At 39.5% G+C, this 19,179-nt stretch carries 21 protein-coding genes; 9 read left to right on the top strand and 12 right to left on the bottom strand.

Translation table 11 applies throughout. The features are described 5' to 3' along the window. Nucleotides 1-15: 15 nt before the first annotated feature. The 6 genes from rimM to WC743_RS04735 form a co-directional block, all read right to left on the bottom strand. Nucleotides 16-543, bottom strand: coding sequence for a ribosome maturation factor RimM (rimM, locus tag WC743_RS04760; protein WP_373010674.1), 528 nt, complete (start codon nucleotides 541-543; stop codon nucleotides 16-18). Between the two features lie 116 nt (nucleotides 544-659). After that, complete coding sequence (locus WC743_RS04755; protein WP_373010673.1) at nucleotides 660-1,202, bottom strand: 30S ribosomal protein S16; 543 nt, start codon at nucleotides 1,200-1,202, stop codon at nucleotides 660-662. Nucleotides 1,203-1,386: 184 nt separating this feature from the next. Further along, the gene (pfkA, locus tag WC743_RS04750) at nucleotides 1,387-2,364 is read right to left on the bottom strand and encodes a 6-phosphofructokinase (protein WP_373010672.1); all 978 of its coding nucleotides are present in this window, start codon (nucleotides 2,362-2,364) and stop codon (nucleotides 1,387-1,389) included. 94 nt (nucleotides 2,365-2,458) lie between these two features. Beyond that, the gene (locus WC743_RS04745; RefSeq protein ID WP_373010671.1) at nucleotides 2,459-4,174 is read right to left on the bottom strand and encodes a protein-disulfide reductase DsbD family protein; all 1,716 of its coding nucleotides are present in this window, start codon (nucleotides 4,172-4,174) and stop codon (nucleotides 2,459-2,461) included. Between the two features lie 14 nt (nucleotides 4,175-4,188). Continuing rightward, entirely contained in the window at nucleotides 4,189-4,641 is a 453-nt protein-coding gene (locus WC743_RS04740; protein ID WP_373010670.1) for a protein-disulfide reductase DsbD domain-containing protein, read from the bottom strand. Between the two features lies 1 nt (nucleotide 4,642). Then, nucleotides 4,643-5,353 carry a biotin--[acetyl-CoA-carboxylase] ligase gene (locus WC743_RS04735; RefSeq protein ID WP_373010669.1) on the bottom strand — a complete coding sequence of 237 codons (711 nt, stop codon included), beginning with the start codon at nucleotides 5,351-5,353 and terminating at the stop codon, nucleotides 4,643-4,645. A gap of 107 nt (nucleotides 5,354-5,460) precedes the next feature. Here WC743_RS04735 and rsfS point away from each other — a divergent pair, with 107 nt between their 5' ends. The 3 genes from rsfS (at nucleotide 5,461) to WC743_RS04720 (ending at nucleotide 8,749) form a co-directional block, all read left to right on the top strand. After that, a complete protein-coding gene (rsfS, locus tag WC743_RS04730) occupies nucleotides 5,461-5,835 on the top strand; it encodes a ribosome silencing factor (protein WP_373010668.1) in 375 nt (124 codons plus the stop codon). A 60-nt stretch (nucleotides 5,836-5,895) separates the two neighbouring features. After that, nucleotides 5,896-8,025 (top strand): ATP-dependent zinc metalloprotease FtsH, encoded by a 2,130-nt coding sequence (gene ftsH / locus WC743_RS04725; RefSeq protein ID WP_373010666.1) that lies wholly within the window; start codon nucleotides 5,896-5,898, stop codon nucleotides 8,023-8,025. 85 nt (nucleotides 8,026-8,110) lie between these two features. After that, nucleotides 8,111-8,749 (top strand): lactate utilization protein C, encoded by a 639-nt coding sequence (locus WC743_RS04720; protein ID WP_373010665.1) that lies wholly within the window; start codon nucleotides 8,111-8,113, stop codon nucleotides 8,747-8,749. A 76-nt stretch (nucleotides 8,750-8,825) separates the two neighbouring features. Here the strand turns inward: WC743_RS04720 and WC743_RS04715 are convergent, their stop codons facing one another. Then, nucleotides 8,826-9,875: a metallophosphoesterase gene (locus tag WC743_RS04715; protein WP_373010664.1), complete on the bottom strand. Its 1,050-nt coding sequence runs from the start codon at nucleotides 9,873-9,875 to the stop codon at nucleotides 8,826-8,828. A gap of 223 nt (nucleotides 9,876-10,098) precedes the next feature. Next, the gene (locus WC743_RS04710; RefSeq protein ID WP_373010663.1) at nucleotides 10,099-11,700 is read right to left on the bottom strand and encodes a hypothetical protein; all 1,602 of its coding nucleotides are present in this window, start codon (nucleotides 11,698-11,700) and stop codon (nucleotides 10,099-10,101) included. A gap of 168 nt (nucleotides 11,701-11,868) precedes the next feature. Here WC743_RS04710 and WC743_RS04705 point away from each other — a divergent pair, with 168 nt between their 5' ends. The 6 genes from WC743_RS04705 to WC743_RS04680 all read left to right on the top strand — a co-directional run bounded on the left by WC743_RS04705 (nucleotide 11,869) and on the right by WC743_RS04680 (nucleotide 16,300). Then, the gene (locus tag WC743_RS04705) at nucleotides 11,869-12,405 is read left to right on the top strand and encodes a hypothetical protein (RefSeq protein WP_373010662.1); all 537 of its coding nucleotides are present in this window, start codon (nucleotides 11,869-11,871) and stop codon (nucleotides 12,403-12,405) included. 11 nt (nucleotides 12,406-12,416) lie between these two features. Continuing rightward, on the top strand, nucleotides 12,417-13,076 hold the full coding sequence (locus tag WC743_RS04700) for a hypothetical protein (protein ID WP_373010661.1): 660 nt from the start codon (nucleotides 12,417-12,419) through the stop codon (nucleotides 13,074-13,076). 44 nt (nucleotides 13,077-13,120) lie between these two features. Further along, the gene (locus WC743_RS04695) at nucleotides 13,121-13,867 is read left to right on the top strand and encodes a sensor histidine kinase (protein WP_373010660.1); all 747 of its coding nucleotides are present in this window, start codon (nucleotides 13,121-13,123) and stop codon (nucleotides 13,865-13,867) included. After that, on the top strand, nucleotides 13,833-14,474 hold the full coding sequence (locus WC743_RS04690; RefSeq protein WP_373010659.1) for a response regulator: 642 nt from the start codon (nucleotides 13,833-13,835) through the stop codon (nucleotides 14,472-14,474). The genes WC743_RS04695 and WC743_RS04690 overlap by 35 nt, the downstream gene beginning before the upstream one ends. Before the next feature lie 29 nt (nucleotides 14,475-14,503). Beyond that, on the top strand, nucleotides 14,504-15,574 hold the full coding sequence (locus WC743_RS04685; RefSeq protein ID WP_373010658.1) for a PA0069 family radical SAM protein: 1,071 nt from the start codon (nucleotides 14,504-14,506) through the stop codon (nucleotides 15,572-15,574). A gap of 225 nt (nucleotides 15,575-15,799) precedes the next feature. Then, nucleotides 15,800-16,300, top strand: coding sequence for a hypothetical protein (locus tag WC743_RS04680; RefSeq protein WP_373010656.1), 501 nt, complete (start codon nucleotides 15,800-15,802; stop codon nucleotides 16,298-16,300). 6 nt (nucleotides 16,301-16,306) lie between these two features. Here WC743_RS04680 and WC743_RS04675 read toward each other — a convergent pair whose 3' ends face one another. From WC743_RS04675 to WC743_RS04660, 4 genes are all read right to left on the bottom strand, one after another. Continuing rightward, nucleotides 16,307-16,537 (bottom strand): hypothetical protein, encoded by a 231-nt coding sequence (locus WC743_RS04675; RefSeq protein WP_373010655.1) that lies wholly within the window; start codon nucleotides 16,535-16,537, stop codon nucleotides 16,307-16,309. 149 nt (nucleotides 16,538-16,686) lie between these two features. Then, nucleotides 16,687-17,103, bottom strand: coding sequence for a DUF1348 family protein (locus WC743_RS04670; RefSeq protein ID WP_373010654.1), 417 nt, complete (start codon nucleotides 17,101-17,103; stop codon nucleotides 16,687-16,689). A gap of 167 nt (nucleotides 17,104-17,270) precedes the next feature. Continuing rightward, complete coding sequence (locus WC743_RS04665) at nucleotides 17,271-18,017, bottom strand: zinc ribbon domain-containing protein (protein WP_373010652.1); 747 nt, start codon at nucleotides 18,015-18,017, stop codon at nucleotides 17,271-17,273. Further along, the gene (locus WC743_RS04660; protein ID WP_373010650.1) at nucleotides 18,017-19,114 is read right to left on the bottom strand and encodes a Nif3-like dinuclear metal center hexameric protein; all 1,098 of its coding nucleotides are present in this window, start codon (nucleotides 19,112-19,114) and stop codon (nucleotides 18,017-18,019) included. The genes WC743_RS04665 and WC743_RS04660 overlap by 1 nt, the downstream gene beginning before the upstream one ends. Nucleotides 19,115-19,179: the final 65 nt, after the last annotated feature.

The following is a 19,179-nucleotide window of genomic DNA, read 5'->3' as shown; positions in this document are numbered from 1 at the left end:
ATTTTTTTAGCCGCACTAATCTTCTAAATAAACATCAAGCAAACCATCCGGCAGGGCAATATATATTTCACCACCATCAACGTCAATTCCTTTTATAATATCAACGTTAAGCGGGAACAGTACTTCCTTGTTTTTATATTGAACTGTGGCTATCAGCTGCTGCGGATATTCTACAATATCTAAGATCTCACCCAATTCGCCGTGTGTTTCATCAACAGCGATAAAGCCTTTAACATCTTTAAGGGTAAACTCGTCTTTTTTCTTTTTAGGCTTAAGTTTATTGGGCAGGTAAAGGTCTTTTTTTACCAGTGCCGATGCTTTTTCAATGGTATCAATATCTTCTAAAAACAGGTACGCCTGGCTTTTTTGCAGATACTTTATTGAAGTTACAAAATAAGGTACCAGCTTACCGGCAAGATCAACAAACACTGAAGTGATCTTGATCTTCTCAGCGCCTTCAAAGTCAATATACAATTGCATCTCGCCTTTTAGGCCTTTAGTTTTTAGTATGCTGCCTATTCTAAAACAATCTTCCGTTTTCATTATTAAATACTTTTAAATAACAATGGCGAAAGACATGTGTCTTTCGCCATTGTTAGAATCAAGATGTAAGAACCAGGAGACAAGATTTTTGTCCGGATCCTTTTATCTGTAATAAATTATTCAGCGTTTTCTGCTTCAGTTTCAGTAGCTGCATCTTCAGCAGGTGCTTCAGAAACTTCTTCTTCTACTTCTTCAGCAACCGGTGCGTTTTTAGCAGCAATAGCCGCAGCTTTATCTTCTTTCTTTTTCGCTTCAGCAATTAAAGCCAATTTGCGGGCTTCGTCTTTTGCAGCGTTAAGGTTTGATTTTTTACCAGTTATTTTACCGTCTTTTTGATCTAACCACTCAGCAAATTTAGTATCAGCCTGTTCTGTAGTTAAAGCACCTTTTTTTACACCGCCTTGTAAGTGTTTTTTGTATAATACGCCTTTGTAAGAAAGTATTGCACGGCAGGTGTCTGTTGGCTGTGCGCCATTGTTTACCCAATCAAGGGTTTTATCAAAATTGATGTCAATTGTAGCCGGATTGGTGTTTGGGTTGTATGAACCTATACGCTCAATAAAACGACCGTCTCTTGGAGCACGGGCATCTGCTACTACGATGTAATAAAAAGGTTTTCCTTTTTTACCGTGTCTTTGCAGTCTGATCTTAGTTGCCATTTTTTATTTTTTATGTATTCAACATGTCCCCGGAGTTCTTTCTGCGGGGATGCAAAGGTATAAATAATTCTTTAAAATATAAAAGCCTAATAATTAATTGTGTATGAAGGTTTGAAAATGCAGGTTGAACAAAAAAGGAGCCGGTCATTGACCGGCTCCTTTTTTAAATAAAATGTTATTGAATTTATATAGATAATATTTCTACCAGCTTTAAAAAATTGGGGTTAATTTCTACATGATGCTTAATGGCGTGCTCAAACGGAGTGTATGATATCTCGTTATGTATTATACCTATCATTTCGTTACGATGCCCATCTCTTAGCGCCTCAACAGCTGCTACCCCAACACGGCTTGCCAATACCCTATCCATACATGACGGGCGACCGCCGCGTTGTATGTGGCCTAATATAGATATACGGGTATCATAATGCGGAAACCTTTCTTTAACATGGCGGCCAATTTCAAAGGCACCACCTGCGTCATCGCCTTCGGCTACTATCACAATTTTTGAGAGCTTGTCTTTACGGCTATGCTCTAATCTTTCGCAAAGGTTATTAATATCGGTTTTAGTTTCAGGGATGATAATCGCTTCCGCACCTGATGCTATACCGGTACGCAAGGCAATTAACCCCGAGTCGCGGCCCATTACCTCAACAATAAAAACACGATCATGCGATTCCGCAGTATCCCTTATCTTATCAACCGCGTCAATAACGGTGTTAATGGCAGTATCATAGCCAATTGTAAAATCAGTACCAATAAGGTCATTATCAATTGTGCCTGGTAAACCCACAATAGGCATATCAAACTCCTGCCCAAAAATGCGGGCACCGGTAAAAGTTCCATCGCCGCCAATGGCTACAAGAGCATCAACATTATGTGTCTTTAATTGATCGTAAGCCAGTTTACGGCCTTCCGGGGTTTTAAATTGTTCGCTGCGTGCGGTTTTAAGAATGGTGCCGCCACGCTGAATAATGTTAGATACCGATTTCCTGTCCATGGCAAAAAGCTCGCCATTGATCATCCCCTCGTATCCGCGCCGGATACCGGTGATCTGTAAACCATAATACGTAGCAGAGCGCACAACCGCCCTAATGGCAGCGTTCATGCCCGGCGCATCACCGCCGGAAGTAAAAATCCCTATATTTTTTATTTGCGTCATTTTTTTAAGGCGCTGAATTATAAATGTGTGTTTGCCACTAATTGGCAATGCCGTTTAACTATAAAAGTTCCGCGAATTTACACTAATTTTTCACTCACTGCTTACTTTTATAAGCGGCAATGCCACTGTCTAAGTATTTTATAAACTCATTTACATTAAAATTAGCGCCCTGCGGCGGAACTAATGTTTCTCCTTTTTCATTTATAATAACATAAAAAGGTTGGGCGTTGGAGTTATATTGTGATATTTCTTTATCAAGCCACTTACCCCCGATGGTAGTGATTTTTTTGCCGGTTACTGCCGATGTATATTTTTCATTTTCAGGCAAATCGGTTTTATCATCAATTACCAGTTGCAGCATTACAAATTCGTTCTGCAATCTCTTTAATACTTCGGGTACCGGGAAAACATTTTGCTCCATTTCACGGCAGTTAACGCAGTTCCAGCCTGTAAAATCAATCAGTATCGGTTTCTTAAGCTGTTTTGATACTTCGAGGGCCTGCTCATAATCATACCATTCATCAAGCCCTTTTACTTTTGGCAAGCGCTTAAAAAGCTCTTCGTATTTTTTTGTTTTGATGGTTGTTGTGTTACCTGATGCTGATGAAGTACCCGGGCTTACTCCGGCAGAAATATCAAAATCCTGTGTGCTTAACGGAGGCAATAGCGCGCTTATTGCGTTTAGTGGTGCTCCCCATAAACCCGGTATCATGTAAAAAACAAAAGCAAACACGATGATGGATATAAAAGTACGCGGTACCGAAAGATAGGTAACATCGCTATCATGAGAGAATTTGATCTTGCCGATAAGATATAAGCCGGTTAATAAACCTATGGCTATCCATAACGAAAGTACAACTTCACGGTCTATCAGGTTCCAGTGGTAGGCCAGATCAACGTTTGATAAAAATTTAAGCGCGAATGCGATCTCGATAAAGCCCAGCACAACCTTCACACTGTTTAGCCATCCGCCAGATTTTGGCAGCGTTTTTAACGCCGACGGGAACATGGCGAACAATGTAAATGGCAAGGCTAAAGCTGTTGAAAACCCCAGCATGCTTACAGCAGGGCCTAAACGTTCGCCTTTAACCGCGGCATCTAACAAAACAGAGCTTACAATAGGGCCGGTACATGAAAAAGAAACCACCACTAATGTGGCAGCCATAAAAAATATCCCAATTAAACCACCTTTATCAGAGTTTTCATCAAGTTTATTAGCCAGTGAACTTGGCAGTGTAATTTCAAACGCACCGAGAAACGATATACCGAAAACTATCAGCAGTAAAAAGAAAAAGAAATTAAAAACACCATTAGTAGCTAAACCATTTAAAGCTGCAGGCCCAAATACTACCGCAACCAAAATGCCTATAAACACATATATAAATATAATGGATAGGCCATAAAGTATCGAATTAAAGATCCCCTTGCTTCGGCTGCCTGCCTTTTTAGTGAAAAAGCTTACTGTTAATGGCAGCATAGGGTATATGCATGGCATTAAAAATGCTGCAAACCCACCCAAAAAACCGGCAATAAATACCTGCCACAATGTTTTAGGTATAGCTTTGCTCACGGGTTTGGCTTTATTTTCTGCCGGTACAACTTTTGCAGTTTCGGCCGCTGCTTTTTTCCTTATCGCAATACTGTCTGCAGCGGTTGGAATATCTGTAAACTCCAGGCCTTGGGTTGATACAGTATCGGCGCTGGTTTGCACAGCCTTTACCTGCTGTGGTGTTAAAACAACAACAGTAACTATTGTAACTAAAAATATAAGCGCGCCGCGTATTAAGCTACGCATGGTAGGTAATATCATTATAGTTGTTGTAATTATTTACCTAATGGAACTGAAAATGCTACCTCATCTGGCGGCAAACATTTTTGATCGTTACAGGTCATAAACTCCAGCTTGCCAGAAACTGCTTTTACATTTGCCGATTTCAATTTCACTTTTTGCTGAAATATTACAGAGTTTTCAAAATAGCTTACGTTCATGCCAAATACTTTTTCATATTTAGCCAGAGGCTTAGGCTCACTAGTTTTACCAACTAAAGTATATTCTTTTGATGGTGTAAAGGTAAATTTTGTTTTAATTGGGCCACCCTCTTTAACGTTCTGTGAATAAATATGCCAGCCGTTATCAATAGTTGCTTTTAAAAACACAACGGCTTCGGTAGGGCTGGTTTTCTTAGCCACGTATGACCATTTAACCGGGGCTTCTATTTGTGCCTGCGCGCTTGCAGTTATAATTAGTGCGGTTATCGCTAAAATAAGTTTCTTCATTTTACTTGTTTAAAAATTCTATCTCTTTTAAGTTATAAGTCTCTTCGCTACCGTTGCTTTCAACAACCAGCAGGCCATTGTCAGTAACATTTTTGATCGCCCCTGTAAAAACTTGTCCGTTTGACCGGAATTGCCCCTCTTTGTTTAACCAATATAGTCGGCTTAAATATATATTCCTTACAAAATCAATTCTGCCGGCCTTAAGATGCAGATAATATGCTTCTATATAGTTGCAAATTTCTGATAATATATTTTTTAAATCATAATCCTTCTGTAATATCTGCTTTACAGAGGTTGCATTACCGGCTTTGTCAGTAAAATTATCCTGGTTTACGTTAATACCTATGCCTATTATGGAGTTTTTGATCTGGCTGCCTTGCAAAATATTTTCTATCAGCATCCCGCCCAGTTTTTTATCGGCATAATAAATATCGTTTGGCCATTTTATTTTAAGCTGAGCGCCCAAAATAGGTTCAAGTGCTTCAAAAACACCCATACTTACGGCCCTGGTTAAATCAAACTGGCTTGTGGCTGATATAAAAGACGGCTTTAATAATATACTAAATGTTAAATTTTTCCCCGGCTCGGCATGCCATTTATTTTCCCGTTGCCCACGGCCTGCATACTGGTCTTCTGCCATAATGACCGTTCCTTCAGGTACTGGCTTGGAATTTGACAATATATTCTTTAGGAAATTGTTTGTGGAGTCCACTTGTTTAAGTGTCACTAAATTTTGTCCAACAAATAATCCTGAAAATATGTTATTTTGCAACGTATAATATTTTTAAACCCAAATTCGTTCAAAACTAATTCTTTTTGATGGTAAAAAGCAAAGTGTTAAATGAATCCGCCTATATTTCTGAACTTGCCATACATGGCATGCAGGAAAAGAAGGGGAATGATCTTGTAAGGCTTGATCTTCGTAGTGTTAATAGTTCGGTGGCCGATTATTTTGTAATTTGCCATGCCGATTCGGCCACACAGGTTAAAGCAATTGCAAACAGTGTAGAGGAAGAAATTTATAAAGCCGTACAGCAAGATCCCTGGAGAAAAGAGGGATTGGAGTACGGGGAATGGATACTGCTGGATTACGTTGATGTAGTTATACACATCTTCAGGACCGATAAACGCGAGTTTTATGGTGTTGAGGACCTATGGGGTGATGCTGAAATTAAAAGCTATAAAAGCGCTTAAACAGGCTCAAATACAAAATACCCTAAAAATTAAATTATTGATAAGTTGAGCTTCTAAAAAATGAAAGACAAAGATAATAAAGCCGATAGCCCGAAACCAGTTCGGAAGATCCCAAATAAAAAGATCACGCCAAAACCACCTAAATTCAATTTGATGTGGCTATATGCCATTGCTATTATTGGTTTACTGGTAGTGCCTACCTTTTTAGGCGGTAACAGCGGCAAGCAAATTAGTTTCCAAAAATTCAGTAACGATATGCTTAAACAGCGTGACGTTGACCGCGTTGTTGCCTATAAGAACGGCGACCTGGTTATGGCTGATGTTTATATTAAAAAAGATAGCCTTAGTAAACCGCAATATGCCGATGCTAATAAAAACCAGCGTGGTTTAAGCATGTCTGCAGATGGGCCACAGTACTTTTTTACTGATGCATCATATGAAAGCCTTAAGCAGTCTATCAACAATGCCGAAAAAGACTTACCGGATGCAGCAAAAACACCAATACAGTTTGAGCAGGGTAAAGAAAACCTGTTAAGTAACTGGCTGGTACAATGCATTATAATGGCAGTGCTTTTAGTTGGCGTTTGGCTGTTTATTATGCGCCGCATGAGTGGTGGCGCAGGTGGCGGCCCCGGTGGCCAGATATTCAACATAGGTAAATCAAAAGCTACCTTGTTTGATAAAGAGGCGCAGGTATCAGTAACATTTAATGATGTAGCCGGCCTGGAAGAAGCCAAGCAAGAGGTTATGGAAATTGTTGATTTCCTGAAGAATCCTAAAAAATACACTAACCTGGGTGGTAAAATCCCTAAGGGCGCTTTACTGGTGGGTTCGCCGGGTACGGGTAAAACCTTATTAGCTAAAGCTGTTGCAGGCGAAGCACAAGTACCTTTCTTTTCACTTTCGGGTTCAGACTTTGTGGAGATGTTTGTGGGGGTAGGTGCATCACGTGTTCGTGACCTGTTCCGCCAGGCTAAAGATAAAGCACCATGTATCATCTTTATTGATGAGATTGATGCAATTGGCCGCGCCCGTGGTAAGAACAATATTGTAGGTGGTAATGATGAGCGCGAAAACACCCTGAACCAATTATTGGTTGAGATGGATGGTTTTGGTACCGATTCTGGTATTATCATTCTTGCAGCAACTAACCGTCCTGACGTTTTGGACTCCGCATTAATGCGCCCGGGACGTTTTGACAGGCAGGTATCGATTGACAAACCCGATTTGATTGGTCGCGAGCAGATCTTTAAAGTACACTTGAAGCCTGTTAAACTATCTGACGGTGTTGACGCTAAAAAGTTATCAGCGCAAACCCCTGGTTTTGCAGGAGCAGAAATTGCTAACGTTTGTAACGAAGCGGCCCTTATTGCTGCCCGTAAAAACAAAGAAGCGGTTGACATGCAGGATTTTCAGGATGCTATTGACCGTGTAATTGGTGGTTTGGAGAAAAAGAACAAGATCATCTCTCCGGAAGAAAAACGCATTGTGGCTTATCACGAAGCTGGCCACGCAATTGCAGGCTGGTTCCTGGAACATGCTGATCCGTTGGTTAAGGTATCTATCGTTCCGCGTGGTGTTGCCGCATTAGGTTATGCCCAATATCTGCCAAAAGAACAGTTTTTATATACTACCGAGCAATTACTTGATGGTATGTGTATGACACTGGGCGGCCGTGTTGCCGAGGATATCATCTTTGGTAAAATATCTACCGGTGCACAAAACGATTTAGAGCGCATTACTAAACTGGCTTATGCCATGGTTACTATTTATGGTATGAATGCCAAAGTTGGTAATGTATCATTTAATGATACCCAGGGCGAATACCAGTTTAACAAACCCTATTCAGAAAAAACATCTGAGTTGATTGATAACGAAGTACGTAATCAGATATCAGAAGTTTATGAGCGCACCAAACAGTTGCTTATTGACAAACGCGAAGGGTTAGAAAAACTGGCCAACAAGTTGATTGAAAAAGAAATTCTTTTCCAATCAGATCTGGAAGAACTATTAGGCAAGCGCCCGTTTGATAATCGCACCACTTATGATGAATTTGTAAATGGTGAAGGCGAATCAAACCAGGAGCCGGTTGCTCATAACTTAGTGCATGAAGGTGTTGGTGATCATTCAGGAACATTTGAAAGAAACCCGTCTGAAGGCAAAGAGCCAAGCAACACGACAAAAGATTAATATTTTAGGTTAAAAGTCTAAAGTTGAAGGTTAAAGTTCTGATGGAACTTGCTTTCTACTTTAGACTTTCTACTTTTAACTTACAATGAGGGATATCACTACATCAAAAGAAAAATTGCTTAAAAAGGTGCGCAAGGCGCTTTTAGAGAAACGTGACAATCCCTATCCAAACCTTGAAGACCTGCCCATGTATCCGCCTACAGACGAGATATTGGAAGTGGTTTTTGCCGAACAATTTACGGCCGTTAGCGGTCAGTTTGTTTTTTGCGAAGACGAGGTTCAGTTTATTGAGAACTTACTTGAACTGGCCGAAGAACGCAAATGGCGTAAGATATATTGCTGGGAAGAAAGTTTGCAACAATTGTTAAAAACCTACGAGTATCCTTTTTTTGAAACCGACAAAGATTTTGACCAGGCCGATGTTGGCTTTACCTTATGCGAAGCCTTAATTGCCCGCAATGGAAGCATTATGCTATCTAATGCAAGTGCAGCGGGCAGGCGCTTAAGTATTTACCCTCCCGTGCATATTGTTTTAGCCTATACCTCACAACTGGTACTTGATCTTAAAGATGGCTTTAAAATTCTGAAAGAAAAATACGGTACCAACTTACCATCAATGATCACTAATATTACCGGCCCAAGCCGTACCGCCGATATTGAAAAGACGCTTGTTTTAGGCGCCCACGGGCCAAAAGAACTATTTGTTTTTTTATTGGACGGATAAATTATCTGGTTTGAGGTGGGGTAGTGTGTTGCCTGCGTGTACGTTCTATTATCTGCACTGAAACCCCGAAACCGGATCATATATTCAAATCCTCCAGCTTGCTTTCCTCTAACACTTGTCTTATGCTTTCTTTTTTATAATAGCTCCACTTAATTAAGCGGATACAGCCATCAGCTATTTCAATTCCGGTAATATCACCATCATTAAAACAGCAGCAGCCACTGTTGAAATAGGTATCAAGATAACCATTAAAATCAGGTTGGGCATTTCCACTAATATGAAGAGCCGCTATTTTCTTTTCCAGCCCGGCTGCCGTAGCCATTTCATTGTCCTTTTTGGCTTTGTCGAGCTTGCTATACAATATTTCTAACTGTGTCATTGATTTAAACACCGGTTGATGGGTATGCCCGGTAATAAGCAGCGTGTTTTTTCGCTCGCTGCTCCACTCATACATAATGCGGTTATGATCGGTTTTTAACTGGTTATTATAAGCGGGTGTATTGGGATTAATGTGCAGATAGCCTTGCAACGGCCCCCATACGTTAGATACAAACCATTTACTGAACCAGTTACCGTCACTTTGCAGATCGCCCTGGTGACCGTGGGTCAAGAATATCTCTAAAGGTTTATTGTTAACTACGGTTTGCAATACCGCTCCTTCATAAACTTTTATAGCCTTGCCGTATATCTGCAACAAGCTTACGGCAGCCAGTGGATCGTTATCCCAATAGAGGTCATGGTTCCCAAATATCTTCACAAACCTATCCTGCTTAATAAAAAGTTTTTCTATCTCAAATGTGGCCTTGTTGTGCCGCTTAATGGTGATGAACAGGTTTTCCCAAAGCTCCTCACTATCGCCCAGGTTAATGTAAATGAATTTTTCGTGGTTGTAATGATCTAATGCCGACAAGTAGTTTTTAGCCGCTTTGGCAAATATATCTGAGCCATCCCTTGCACCCTTATGCTGATCAGACAAAATAATAAATTTATCGCTGCTGGTATCAAACGGTATTAACAGCCCTTTTTTGCCGGGATTGGTGGTGATGCTTTTATATAATGCATTTAATGCTTTATTCACCCGTTTTTTATCCGGCCGGGATGAATACCTATCGGCCAGTTTAGACACGGGTTTATATAATAAGTGTTGAAGAAATCGACGCATGCGAGGTAAACATGCAAGGTAAGGTTTTGTGTTTGACTATGAAACATACGCCTATTCGGAAGGCAGGAGGAGGGAAATTCATCCCTCCATCCACAATCCCCCCACCCCTAATTCCCCTAAAAAAGGGGGGTATTAACTATTAAACAAAAACGACCTTAATTATCCCTGTAATAATTGCTTAATTAATTTAAAAATCGAACGTTTTTACCAAAGACAGCTTAACATTGGGTATAACCGCATCGGATGTTTTAATCCAGGACCTTATGTCATTATTGATATTAACAAAGCCCAGATTGATGAGCAAATGAAAATCCTTTACATCGTTTAAATCTAAATAGCTTTCAATTCCAAACGATGTAAATGATTTTACCTTTTTTACATCAGTATAATATTTTTCAAATTCACTAATGTTAGTTGCAGCCACCATATAATTTGTGTTAACATAAGCGCTTAACACATTTGGTATAAGAATATACTGTATCCCTAATTTTAAATGAAATACATTGGTGTTAAAGCGGGTAAGAGTGTCGGGTTGCAATTTTTTGCCTAAATAATAAGCCCCTACATTAATACCTAATTTGTGCTGATACCTGCCTGTAAGGGCATCTTTTTTAGCAGCTTGATGGGCACCGATAAATCCAAAAGTAAAGTTTGTTATAAAGCCGTAAGTACTTGCCTCGGGCACGAACAGATTTTTCAATCCGTTGTTTGTTTTGTCGTCACTACTGCCACCAGCTAATATTTTCACTTCGCCATAAAAAGAAGCGTTTGCATCACTTTTAAATTTCTTTTGAGCTACAATGCTTATGTTAGGAATCAAGGCTCCGTTGTCGCCAAAAATTTTGTTAACTCCCGCCAGGGCTGATAAGTTTTCCTTGGTTGGGCTTTCCTCATCTTCTTTACTTGCTTTTTTTGCTATGCTGTTAATTTTAGCTATATAACTATTTACAGTGTCTACATATTTATTATAATCATCAACGAATGGTTTTTTTTCTGCTATTACTTTTTCGTGTTGCTTCTTTAGTTTTACGCTTGTACTATCGATTTTTGAATATATAATATCTTTTAAGTTGCTAACATCCTTGTACTCTATCAAATCCGTTTGTTGCTTCTTTAGTTCTATAAAATAATTGTTTAAAATATCTTTTTGATGTACTAAATCATTAAGCTTGCGTTCCATTATATAACTTTTCATATTCATGTGGTTGCTTAATGAGTCAATAAAATGCTGTGTATGCACGTTACTGGCATGAATAACAGTATCAAAGCTTTTTAGCGCACTTTTAGTGTTATTGTCAATCTCCAATTTGTATTTTTTAAGTTCTTCACCAAGGCTATTCAAAAACAACTCATACTTTTCAGTTAGCAGGTTATTAATCTGATCCTTTAAGCCAAATTGTCCTTTCCTGTAGTTATCAATTTCTGTTTGTGCATCTTTCAATTCCTTTTTCAGGGAGTCGATACTATTATTAAGGTTGGCTGTTTGCCTTTTGTAATTACCGCTTCGTTTATTTGCGGTCTTAACTGCATTTAAAATTTCTACCTGCTGTTTCAGTTCATTTTTAATAGCCTCCATGTTACTCATCGCTTTTGAAAGGTTTTTATCGCTTTGCAGGGATGGAATTTTTATAATAGAATCTGGCAAGCTTTGAACTTTATTAAGATAGTGGATAGTATCTTTCAGGGATCTTTGGCCCGATCCACTTATACTATTGGATTGCATTAACTGACTATAGCCTTTTACATAACTGAAAAGCATTACAATTGCTATTAGAAATAATTTTTTCATTTTGCTTTGAATTCGATATTCAAAGTTTGAAAAGCCTGGATTAAATAGTAAGTGTGTAATCACCTTACTTAACAAGTTTTATTCCCTTATAAATACCGTGAAAACACGGGGTGAAGTTTCATTATTTCAGGTGTATTTTCGGTAATTATTTAACCTTAGAATTATCACATGAAAAAATTTAACTATTTGTTTTACATTTTACTTTGTTACGTACTAATCTCATGCGGCGGCAGCAGCCCTAAAGCAACTACAGAAAAAAAAGATTCCGTTGGGACGAAAACTGCTAATATTACAGCAGCGCCCGATACCAGTAAATTCACAAAAGAGGGTAATGCCAAGTTCTTTTTTGATGAAATAATTGATGTACAGACAGCTCATGATATGATTGATCTTTATAAGGTTAGAAGAAAAGATCTGATTGATAAAACATATCATATTAATGATACGAGAGCTATTTCTTTTGACCTGGTAAAAATGCAAACCTTCATTAAAAATGTTAGTGATGCAGGCGGCGTAGGGGTACGAATATATTTAGGGGTTTATCCTTCTACAGGAAAATATCCTGGCCAAACTACTATTGTTGCTATTGGTGTTAAATCAGACGGAACAGATATACTTAGAAGCGGCAGCCTTACGCAAGTAACAGGCTTAGATCCTTATAATCATGGAAACCTATGCCCTCCGGGAGTAGATTGTGTTAATTAAATAGCGTTTAAATGAATTTTCGTCTTTTTGAATTAGCAGAAATGCTGGCTTTAATAACCAGCATTTTTTGTATTAAATGGCTTTGGAAAACACCCTATATCTTTTTTATTCCATACCTGTTAATGATTGTGGTGGCAGAAAGAATGGGGTCATATTTAGGAAAAGCCGGTAGAACAGACCTTAACATTTTAATGTATAACTGCACTACCATTATTGAGTTTACCTTTTTCTTTTATCTGTTTTACGTAAACCTTATCAATAAGCGGCTGAAAAACATAGTGGTTTGCTTGTCCTTAATATACTTGGCATTTAGTGCGTTCAATTTACTTTACATACAAAAGGTGGAGATTTTCAATTCTTACAGCATGGTTTTGGGTACTATTTTTGCCATGCTGTTTGTCTTCATGTATTTTTATGATCTGTTTGAAAAGAACGAACCATTACAATTAATTCGTAACCCCATGTTTTGGATCAGTATTGGTATATTTCTCTTTTATTTAGGAGATTTTACCTTTAACTTAATGCAGCCTTATTTGCAAGAAAACAACCTTAAGCGCGAAAGCAGGCTATTTCGCTTAATTAATAATAACTTGATTGTGTTTGAGTACGTATGCTTTAGTATTGCCTTAATTATATGCACAAGGAACCCTTCAACATCGAAGCAGCCATAATAGCTGTAACAATTGTTTTCCTTATTCTTGGCTCATTTTTAGTTATGATAACGATTGTGTACCGTAAAAGGAGAAATACGCAATTGATAGAAAACATTGAGTTAAAAGCAGCATTCCGCCAGGAACTTCTTAAAGCCCAAAACGAAATTCAGGAACAAACGCTTACTAATGTTAGCAGAGAGATACATGATAATATAACCCAGGTACTTTCTTTTGTAAAACTAAACCTGGCCATGACAGGCACTTTAAGCGAATTTGAGAAGGCTCAAAAGGTTAATGAGAGCCGTAAACTGGTTGCACAAGCCATAGCTGATTTACGTGATCTTTCAAAAAGTATGAGTTTTGAACATATAGTTAAGCTGGGTTTGGTAACAACTATTGAGATTGAGGCCGGCCGCATTAGTAAAAGCGGTATTGTAAATGTTGCCTTTGTGGTTGAAGGTGATACCTATCCTTTAGGCGATCAGCGCGAATTGGTATTGTTTCGTATTTTTCAGGAAGCACTAAACAATGTGCTCAAACATTCGGGGGCTAAACTTTTAAAAATCAACTTGCAATATTCTGAGCAAATATTTACCTTAACCATCGCAGATGATGGTGCAGGTTTTTTAAATAACGACTTACAAAAAGATGGTTCGGGTTTAAAAAACATGCGGAGCAGGGCAACCTTGATTGGTGCTGTTTTAACAATTAACAGTGAGCCGGGCAAGGGTTGTTGTATTAAAATTACTATTGACCCCTTATTACAACAGGTATATGCCAACGCGAATTATCCAAATAGCACTGGTTGATGATCATCGCCTTTTCAGAAGCGGTTTAGTATCATTAATTAATAGCTTTATAGGTTACGAAGTTATTTTTGAGGCAGCTAACGGCGATGAACTTTCGCGCAAAATATCTCCTAAATTTAAACCAGATATTATTTTGCTGGATATTAATATGCCGGTAATGGATGGTATTGAAACCGCGCAATGGCTGCATAATAATTATCCGGATATCTGCATCATTGTATTATCCATGTTTGAGGATGCCGATAAAGTACTAACCATGGTAAAGCTTGGCGTAAAAGGGTATTTGCTTAAGGATGCCGAGCCGCACGAGTTTGAACAGGCGTTAAAAAAAGTAGTACAAGGCGAATTATACTATCCTGAGTTTGTTACCCGCCACATGATAAATAGCATTAACCGTAACAGCGAGCAGGTTAAACTCAATAACCGCGAGCTGGAATTTTTAAAACTGGCCGGAACAGAACTTACATACAAAGAAATTGCCGACCAAATGTGCATTAGCGCACGCACCGTTGACGGCTACCGTGATCAGCTTTTTGAAAAACTACAGATAAAAAGCCGTGTAGGGCTGGTTTTATATGCCATAAAAAATAATCTTGTACAATTGTAGTTTGCTAATATTTTTAGCAAATTTGTACTATGGCACATGAAGAAAATCAGGAGTTTTTTAAGGGGAGAGGTGCGCAGGTTAACACCCACAACAAATTTTTAAAGAATAAATACGTACTGGATCACATTGAGGGAATTGATGAGCAATTGCTGGAAAACACCGCAACACAGCTTTTTGAGGAGAATCCTAAAAAGATAGTGAGCGAATCAAACAGCCCGGATCTAAGTCATATGTATTCCATTAATCCTTACCAGGGATGTGAGCATGGCTGTATTTACTGCTATGCCCGTAACAGTCATGAGTATTATGGTTTTAGCGCCGGGCTTGATTTTGAGCGGAAAATAATAGTAAAGCGTAATGCGCCGGAACTGCTCGAAAAATATTTCAATAAAAAGGGATACGAGCCGGTGCCTATTATACTATCCGGCAATACAGATTGCTACCAACCCATTGAGCGAAAATTAAAAATAACCCGTGCATTGTTGCAGGTTTTCTTAAAGTACAAAAACCCTGTGAGCATTATCACCAAAAACAATGTTGTGCTGCGCGATATTGATATTTTAAGCGAGATGGCCAGTATGAACCTGGCACATGTAAACATTTCAATTACATCATTAAACGAGCAGCTGCGTCAAAAGCTGGAACCACGAACAGTAACCGCTACCGGGCGGTTAGCGGTTATTCAACGGTTAACAGAAAAGGGAATACCGGTAAGGGTAATGGTAGCACCTATAATCCCCGGGTTAAATAGCAATGAGATCCCTGATATTATTAAAGCCGCTGCTGAGCGGGGCGCAGTATCCGCAGGGTTCACTATTGTAAGGCTTAATGGCAGCATTGCCGAAATATTTACCGACTGGATACATAAAGCTTTCCCTGATCGTGCCGAAAAGGTTTTAAACATGATTAAGGCCTGCCATGATGGTAAGCTAAACGACAGCGATTATGGCCGCCGTATGAGCGGCGAGGGACACATTGCACAGTCCATCCATCAGTTATATCGCATGGCATGTGTCCGTTTCCTGGCAGGCCGTGAAATGCCCCCATATGACCTTACATTGTTTACACCCAAAGGAGGAAAACAAACGAGTATGTTTTAAAAGGTTCCACGGCGGGAATATCCACCAAGTGTTCACGTTCACGAATGTACATATGCACGCATTTTCGCAAGCACCTCACAACCAGCCGGTTGATTTTAACTTGGTGACAACATCGCGCCACCAGGCTTATCAAATAAAATGTTATTGCTAAATGGATATAACAAGGTACTGAGAGAAACATTGTAAAAGCTCAAATTACATTATCTTAGTTGATATTTCATCGCAATGCCTATTAGCCCGCTAACCAATAAAGTAATTGCCTATCAAGAAATACCTGATTTCAACACGGATGATTGTATTGATTGGGCAATAGAAATGATAGGGCTTGGATTCGATAATGAAAACATCATTATGTTGGCGGGCCTGAGTAAACCCACCAATTACTTTGAAACCATAAAATTATTAAATAACGCATTAGCCGAACTTGGCTTACAACCTAAAACCGGCGAAGATGCTATTGTAAGTTATTGCAGTACTTACATTTCAAATATCGCTAATGGTGTCGCTGTACGTTTAAACTTAAACAATGTCGACAACTTGTGCATCGCCTTAGGTTACCCACCTCCAATATATGATTTCTATCTTTTATGGTGGGCTTGGAGTGATCTTGACTACGATCCGGATGCCTATCCAACTTATTGGGGCGGAGCATCCATTGACAATATAGAACAGCTTGTAATTAACTACGCTAAAAGCTGGTTAAAAGAACATAAAGCCCATTTATAATTTTTACTACATCCTCAACCTCAGCGACACCGACCTACCCAATGCCTGTATAAAGTTAGGATCGAGCGTTTGATCTCCGTCCTTTTGTATCCAGATGGTTTTTTCTCTTATAAGTCGTAGCTTTTCACCATTAAGTAAAAGTTCAAGCTCTGTTGTGTTCTGGTTTATCAGGTTGCTGTTAACTATCTGATAAACATAATCCTGGTCATTAAAAGTTATTCGTAGTGGTAATCCCATATCTCGTTATCTCCTCGTTTGTAAAGATAAGCCTTTGGGCGGGTTGTTGAGTTTTATTTAAAAAAATTAATGCCGTTGATAATTAATTACAAAAAAGTGGTGTATTTCCGCGTCAAGGCAGCGGATGCCTGACCTTCGCAGCGAAACCCCTACAGTTTACGGTCGGCTTCTGCTATTTCCATATCATTAATACTGGCGAAACGCTTTTGCATGTATCCGTTCTCATCAAACTCCCAAAGCTCGTTTCCGTAGCTACGGTACCATTGCCCGGTATGGTCATGCCATTCATATTCAAACCTTACGGCTATCCGGTTATCATTAAATGTCCAAAGCTCCTTTTTTAGTTTGTAATCTAATTCCTTTTGCCATTTACGGGTTAAAAACGCTTTTATTTCTTCACGGCCGTTAATAAAGTCGGTCCGGTTTCGCCATTCCGAATCTATTGTGTAAGCCAGGCTTACCTTTTCAGGATCGCGGGAGTTCCAGGCATCTTCTGCGGCTTGCACTTTTTGCAGGGCCGTTTCCATATTATAAGGAGGCAAAGGGTATCTTTTATCGGCACTCATTTACATTGTTTTTTAAGGTGCACGAAGTTATAGATTCATTACCCCGCCTGTTTAATTTAAGTGTAATATTAGCTTAGGCTTAGTGAAGTTCCATCAGTTCACCATGCCAGAAACCAAAAAAGGCTCCGTAAACGGAGCCTTTTAATATTAGTTTTATACGTGGTTTCTTATATCGCGTTCTCTTCTTCAAGAGCCATTTGCTCATCAACAAGGATACGGCCACAATGCTCACAAACAATGATCTTTTTACGCTGACGAATATCTGACTGGCGTTGAGGCGGGATCTGGTTAAAACAACCAGAACATGAATCGCGCTGGATAGTAACTACTGCCAGGCCGTTTTTAGCGTTGTTACGTAAACGGTTGTAAGCAATTAACAAACGCTCATCAATAGCACCTGTAGCCTTTTCAGCTTGTGCTATTAATTCACTTTCTTCCTTTTCAGTTTCGGCAGTAATTGTTCCTAATTCTTCTTTTTTAGCTTCAAGATCGCTGCGGCGGGCTTCCAAATCAGCAAGTGCTTTTTCGTAAATGGTAGTTTTTGATGCTATCTCAAAACCAAACTCCCTGATTTTTTTTTCGCTTACCTGTATATCTAAGCCTTGTATCTCAATTTCTTTTGATATGGCATCATACTCACGGTTATTTTTAACCTCGTTAAGCTGTGCTTCGTATTTTTTAGTATTTGCCTGCGAATCTTTGATCAGGTTCTTGCGGGTTACAATTTCATCCTCAAGATCATCAAGCTCATTTTTTATTTTTTGTATCCGGGTCTCTAATCCGGCAACATCATCTTCCAGGTCGGCAACTTCCATAGGCAGTTCACCTCTTACCTGGCGTATCTTATCAATTTTGGTATGAATGAGTTGCAGGTCGTATAAAGCTTTAAGCTTTTGTTCTATGGTTTGTTCCATTAAATAAAATATTTGACGGGGTTTGTATTCACTTTTGTTAAACGGATGGCAAAGTTAACAAATTTATTTTGAATAATTTCATACAATAATTGCTGCGTAAATTGCTCACTTTCAAAATGTCCAATGTCGGCAATGAGTATTTTTCCTTCGGCATCAAAAAACTCGTGATATTTATAATCAGCGGTAATAAATATATCAGCACCTGCGGCAATGGCCTGTTTCAGCAAAAACCCGCCAGAGCCGCCACAAACAGCAACTTTTTTTATTCGCCTGCCTGTAAAAGCGGTGTGCCTTATTACTTCGGCCTGCATGTTGTGCTTTACTTCTGATAAAAACTCCTCTTCGCTCATGGGCGTTTCCAGTTCTCCTATCATACCAGAACCTACTTGCTGGTGCTGATTGGTCATATTATAAAGATCATAAGCAACTTCTTCATAAGGATGGGCCAGTATTAACGCCATAATTACCTTGCTTTCCAGGTTAGCAGGGTAAACGGTCTCAATACGCACTTCTTCCTCGTGATGGCGGATCCCCGGCTCACCCACATATGGATCGGTGCCCTCGCCGGCTTTAAATGTTCCGGTGCCTTCAGCATTAAAACTGCAATCGCTGTAGTTGCCAATATGGCCCGCTCCGGCATGGAACAAAGCATTACGTACCTGATCGGCCTGAGCAGTTGGCACATAAGTAACCAGCTTTTTCAACAAATTTTGCCGCGGTGCAAGCACATGAAAGTTCACTAGTCCCAACGTTTCACAGATGCGGGCGTTAACCCCCATCATCACATTATCCAGGTTGGTATGAATGGCGTATAAGGCTATATTATTGCGGATTGCTTTTTCAACAACACGCTCTACATAGGTTTTACTGTTGAATTTTTTTAACCCTTTAAATACAATGGGATGGTGCGAGATAATTACCTGGCAGCCGGTGGCAATGGCCTCATCAACCACGGCCTCGGTACAGTCAAGCGAAATAAGCGCCTGGCTCACCTCCTGGTTGGGTTGGCCAACTATAAGGCCCGAATTATCATAATCTTCCTGGTAGGCCAGCGGGGCCAGGCTTTCAAGGTAAGCGGTTAGCTGTGCTAATTTCATAATTGTACTAAGTTAGCAAGGGCGGGTGAAGATTGAAAGCGGCTTGGCCATTTAATTTGGCAGTA

It is taken from the genome of Mucilaginibacter sp., from assembly GCF_041660805.1.
Classification (GTDB): Bacteria; Bacteroidota; Bacteroidia; order Sphingobacteriales; family Sphingobacteriaceae; genus Mucilaginibacter.
Note: the sequence above shows the minus strand (reverse complement) of the source record. Positions and strands in the feature narration are given on the sequence as shown.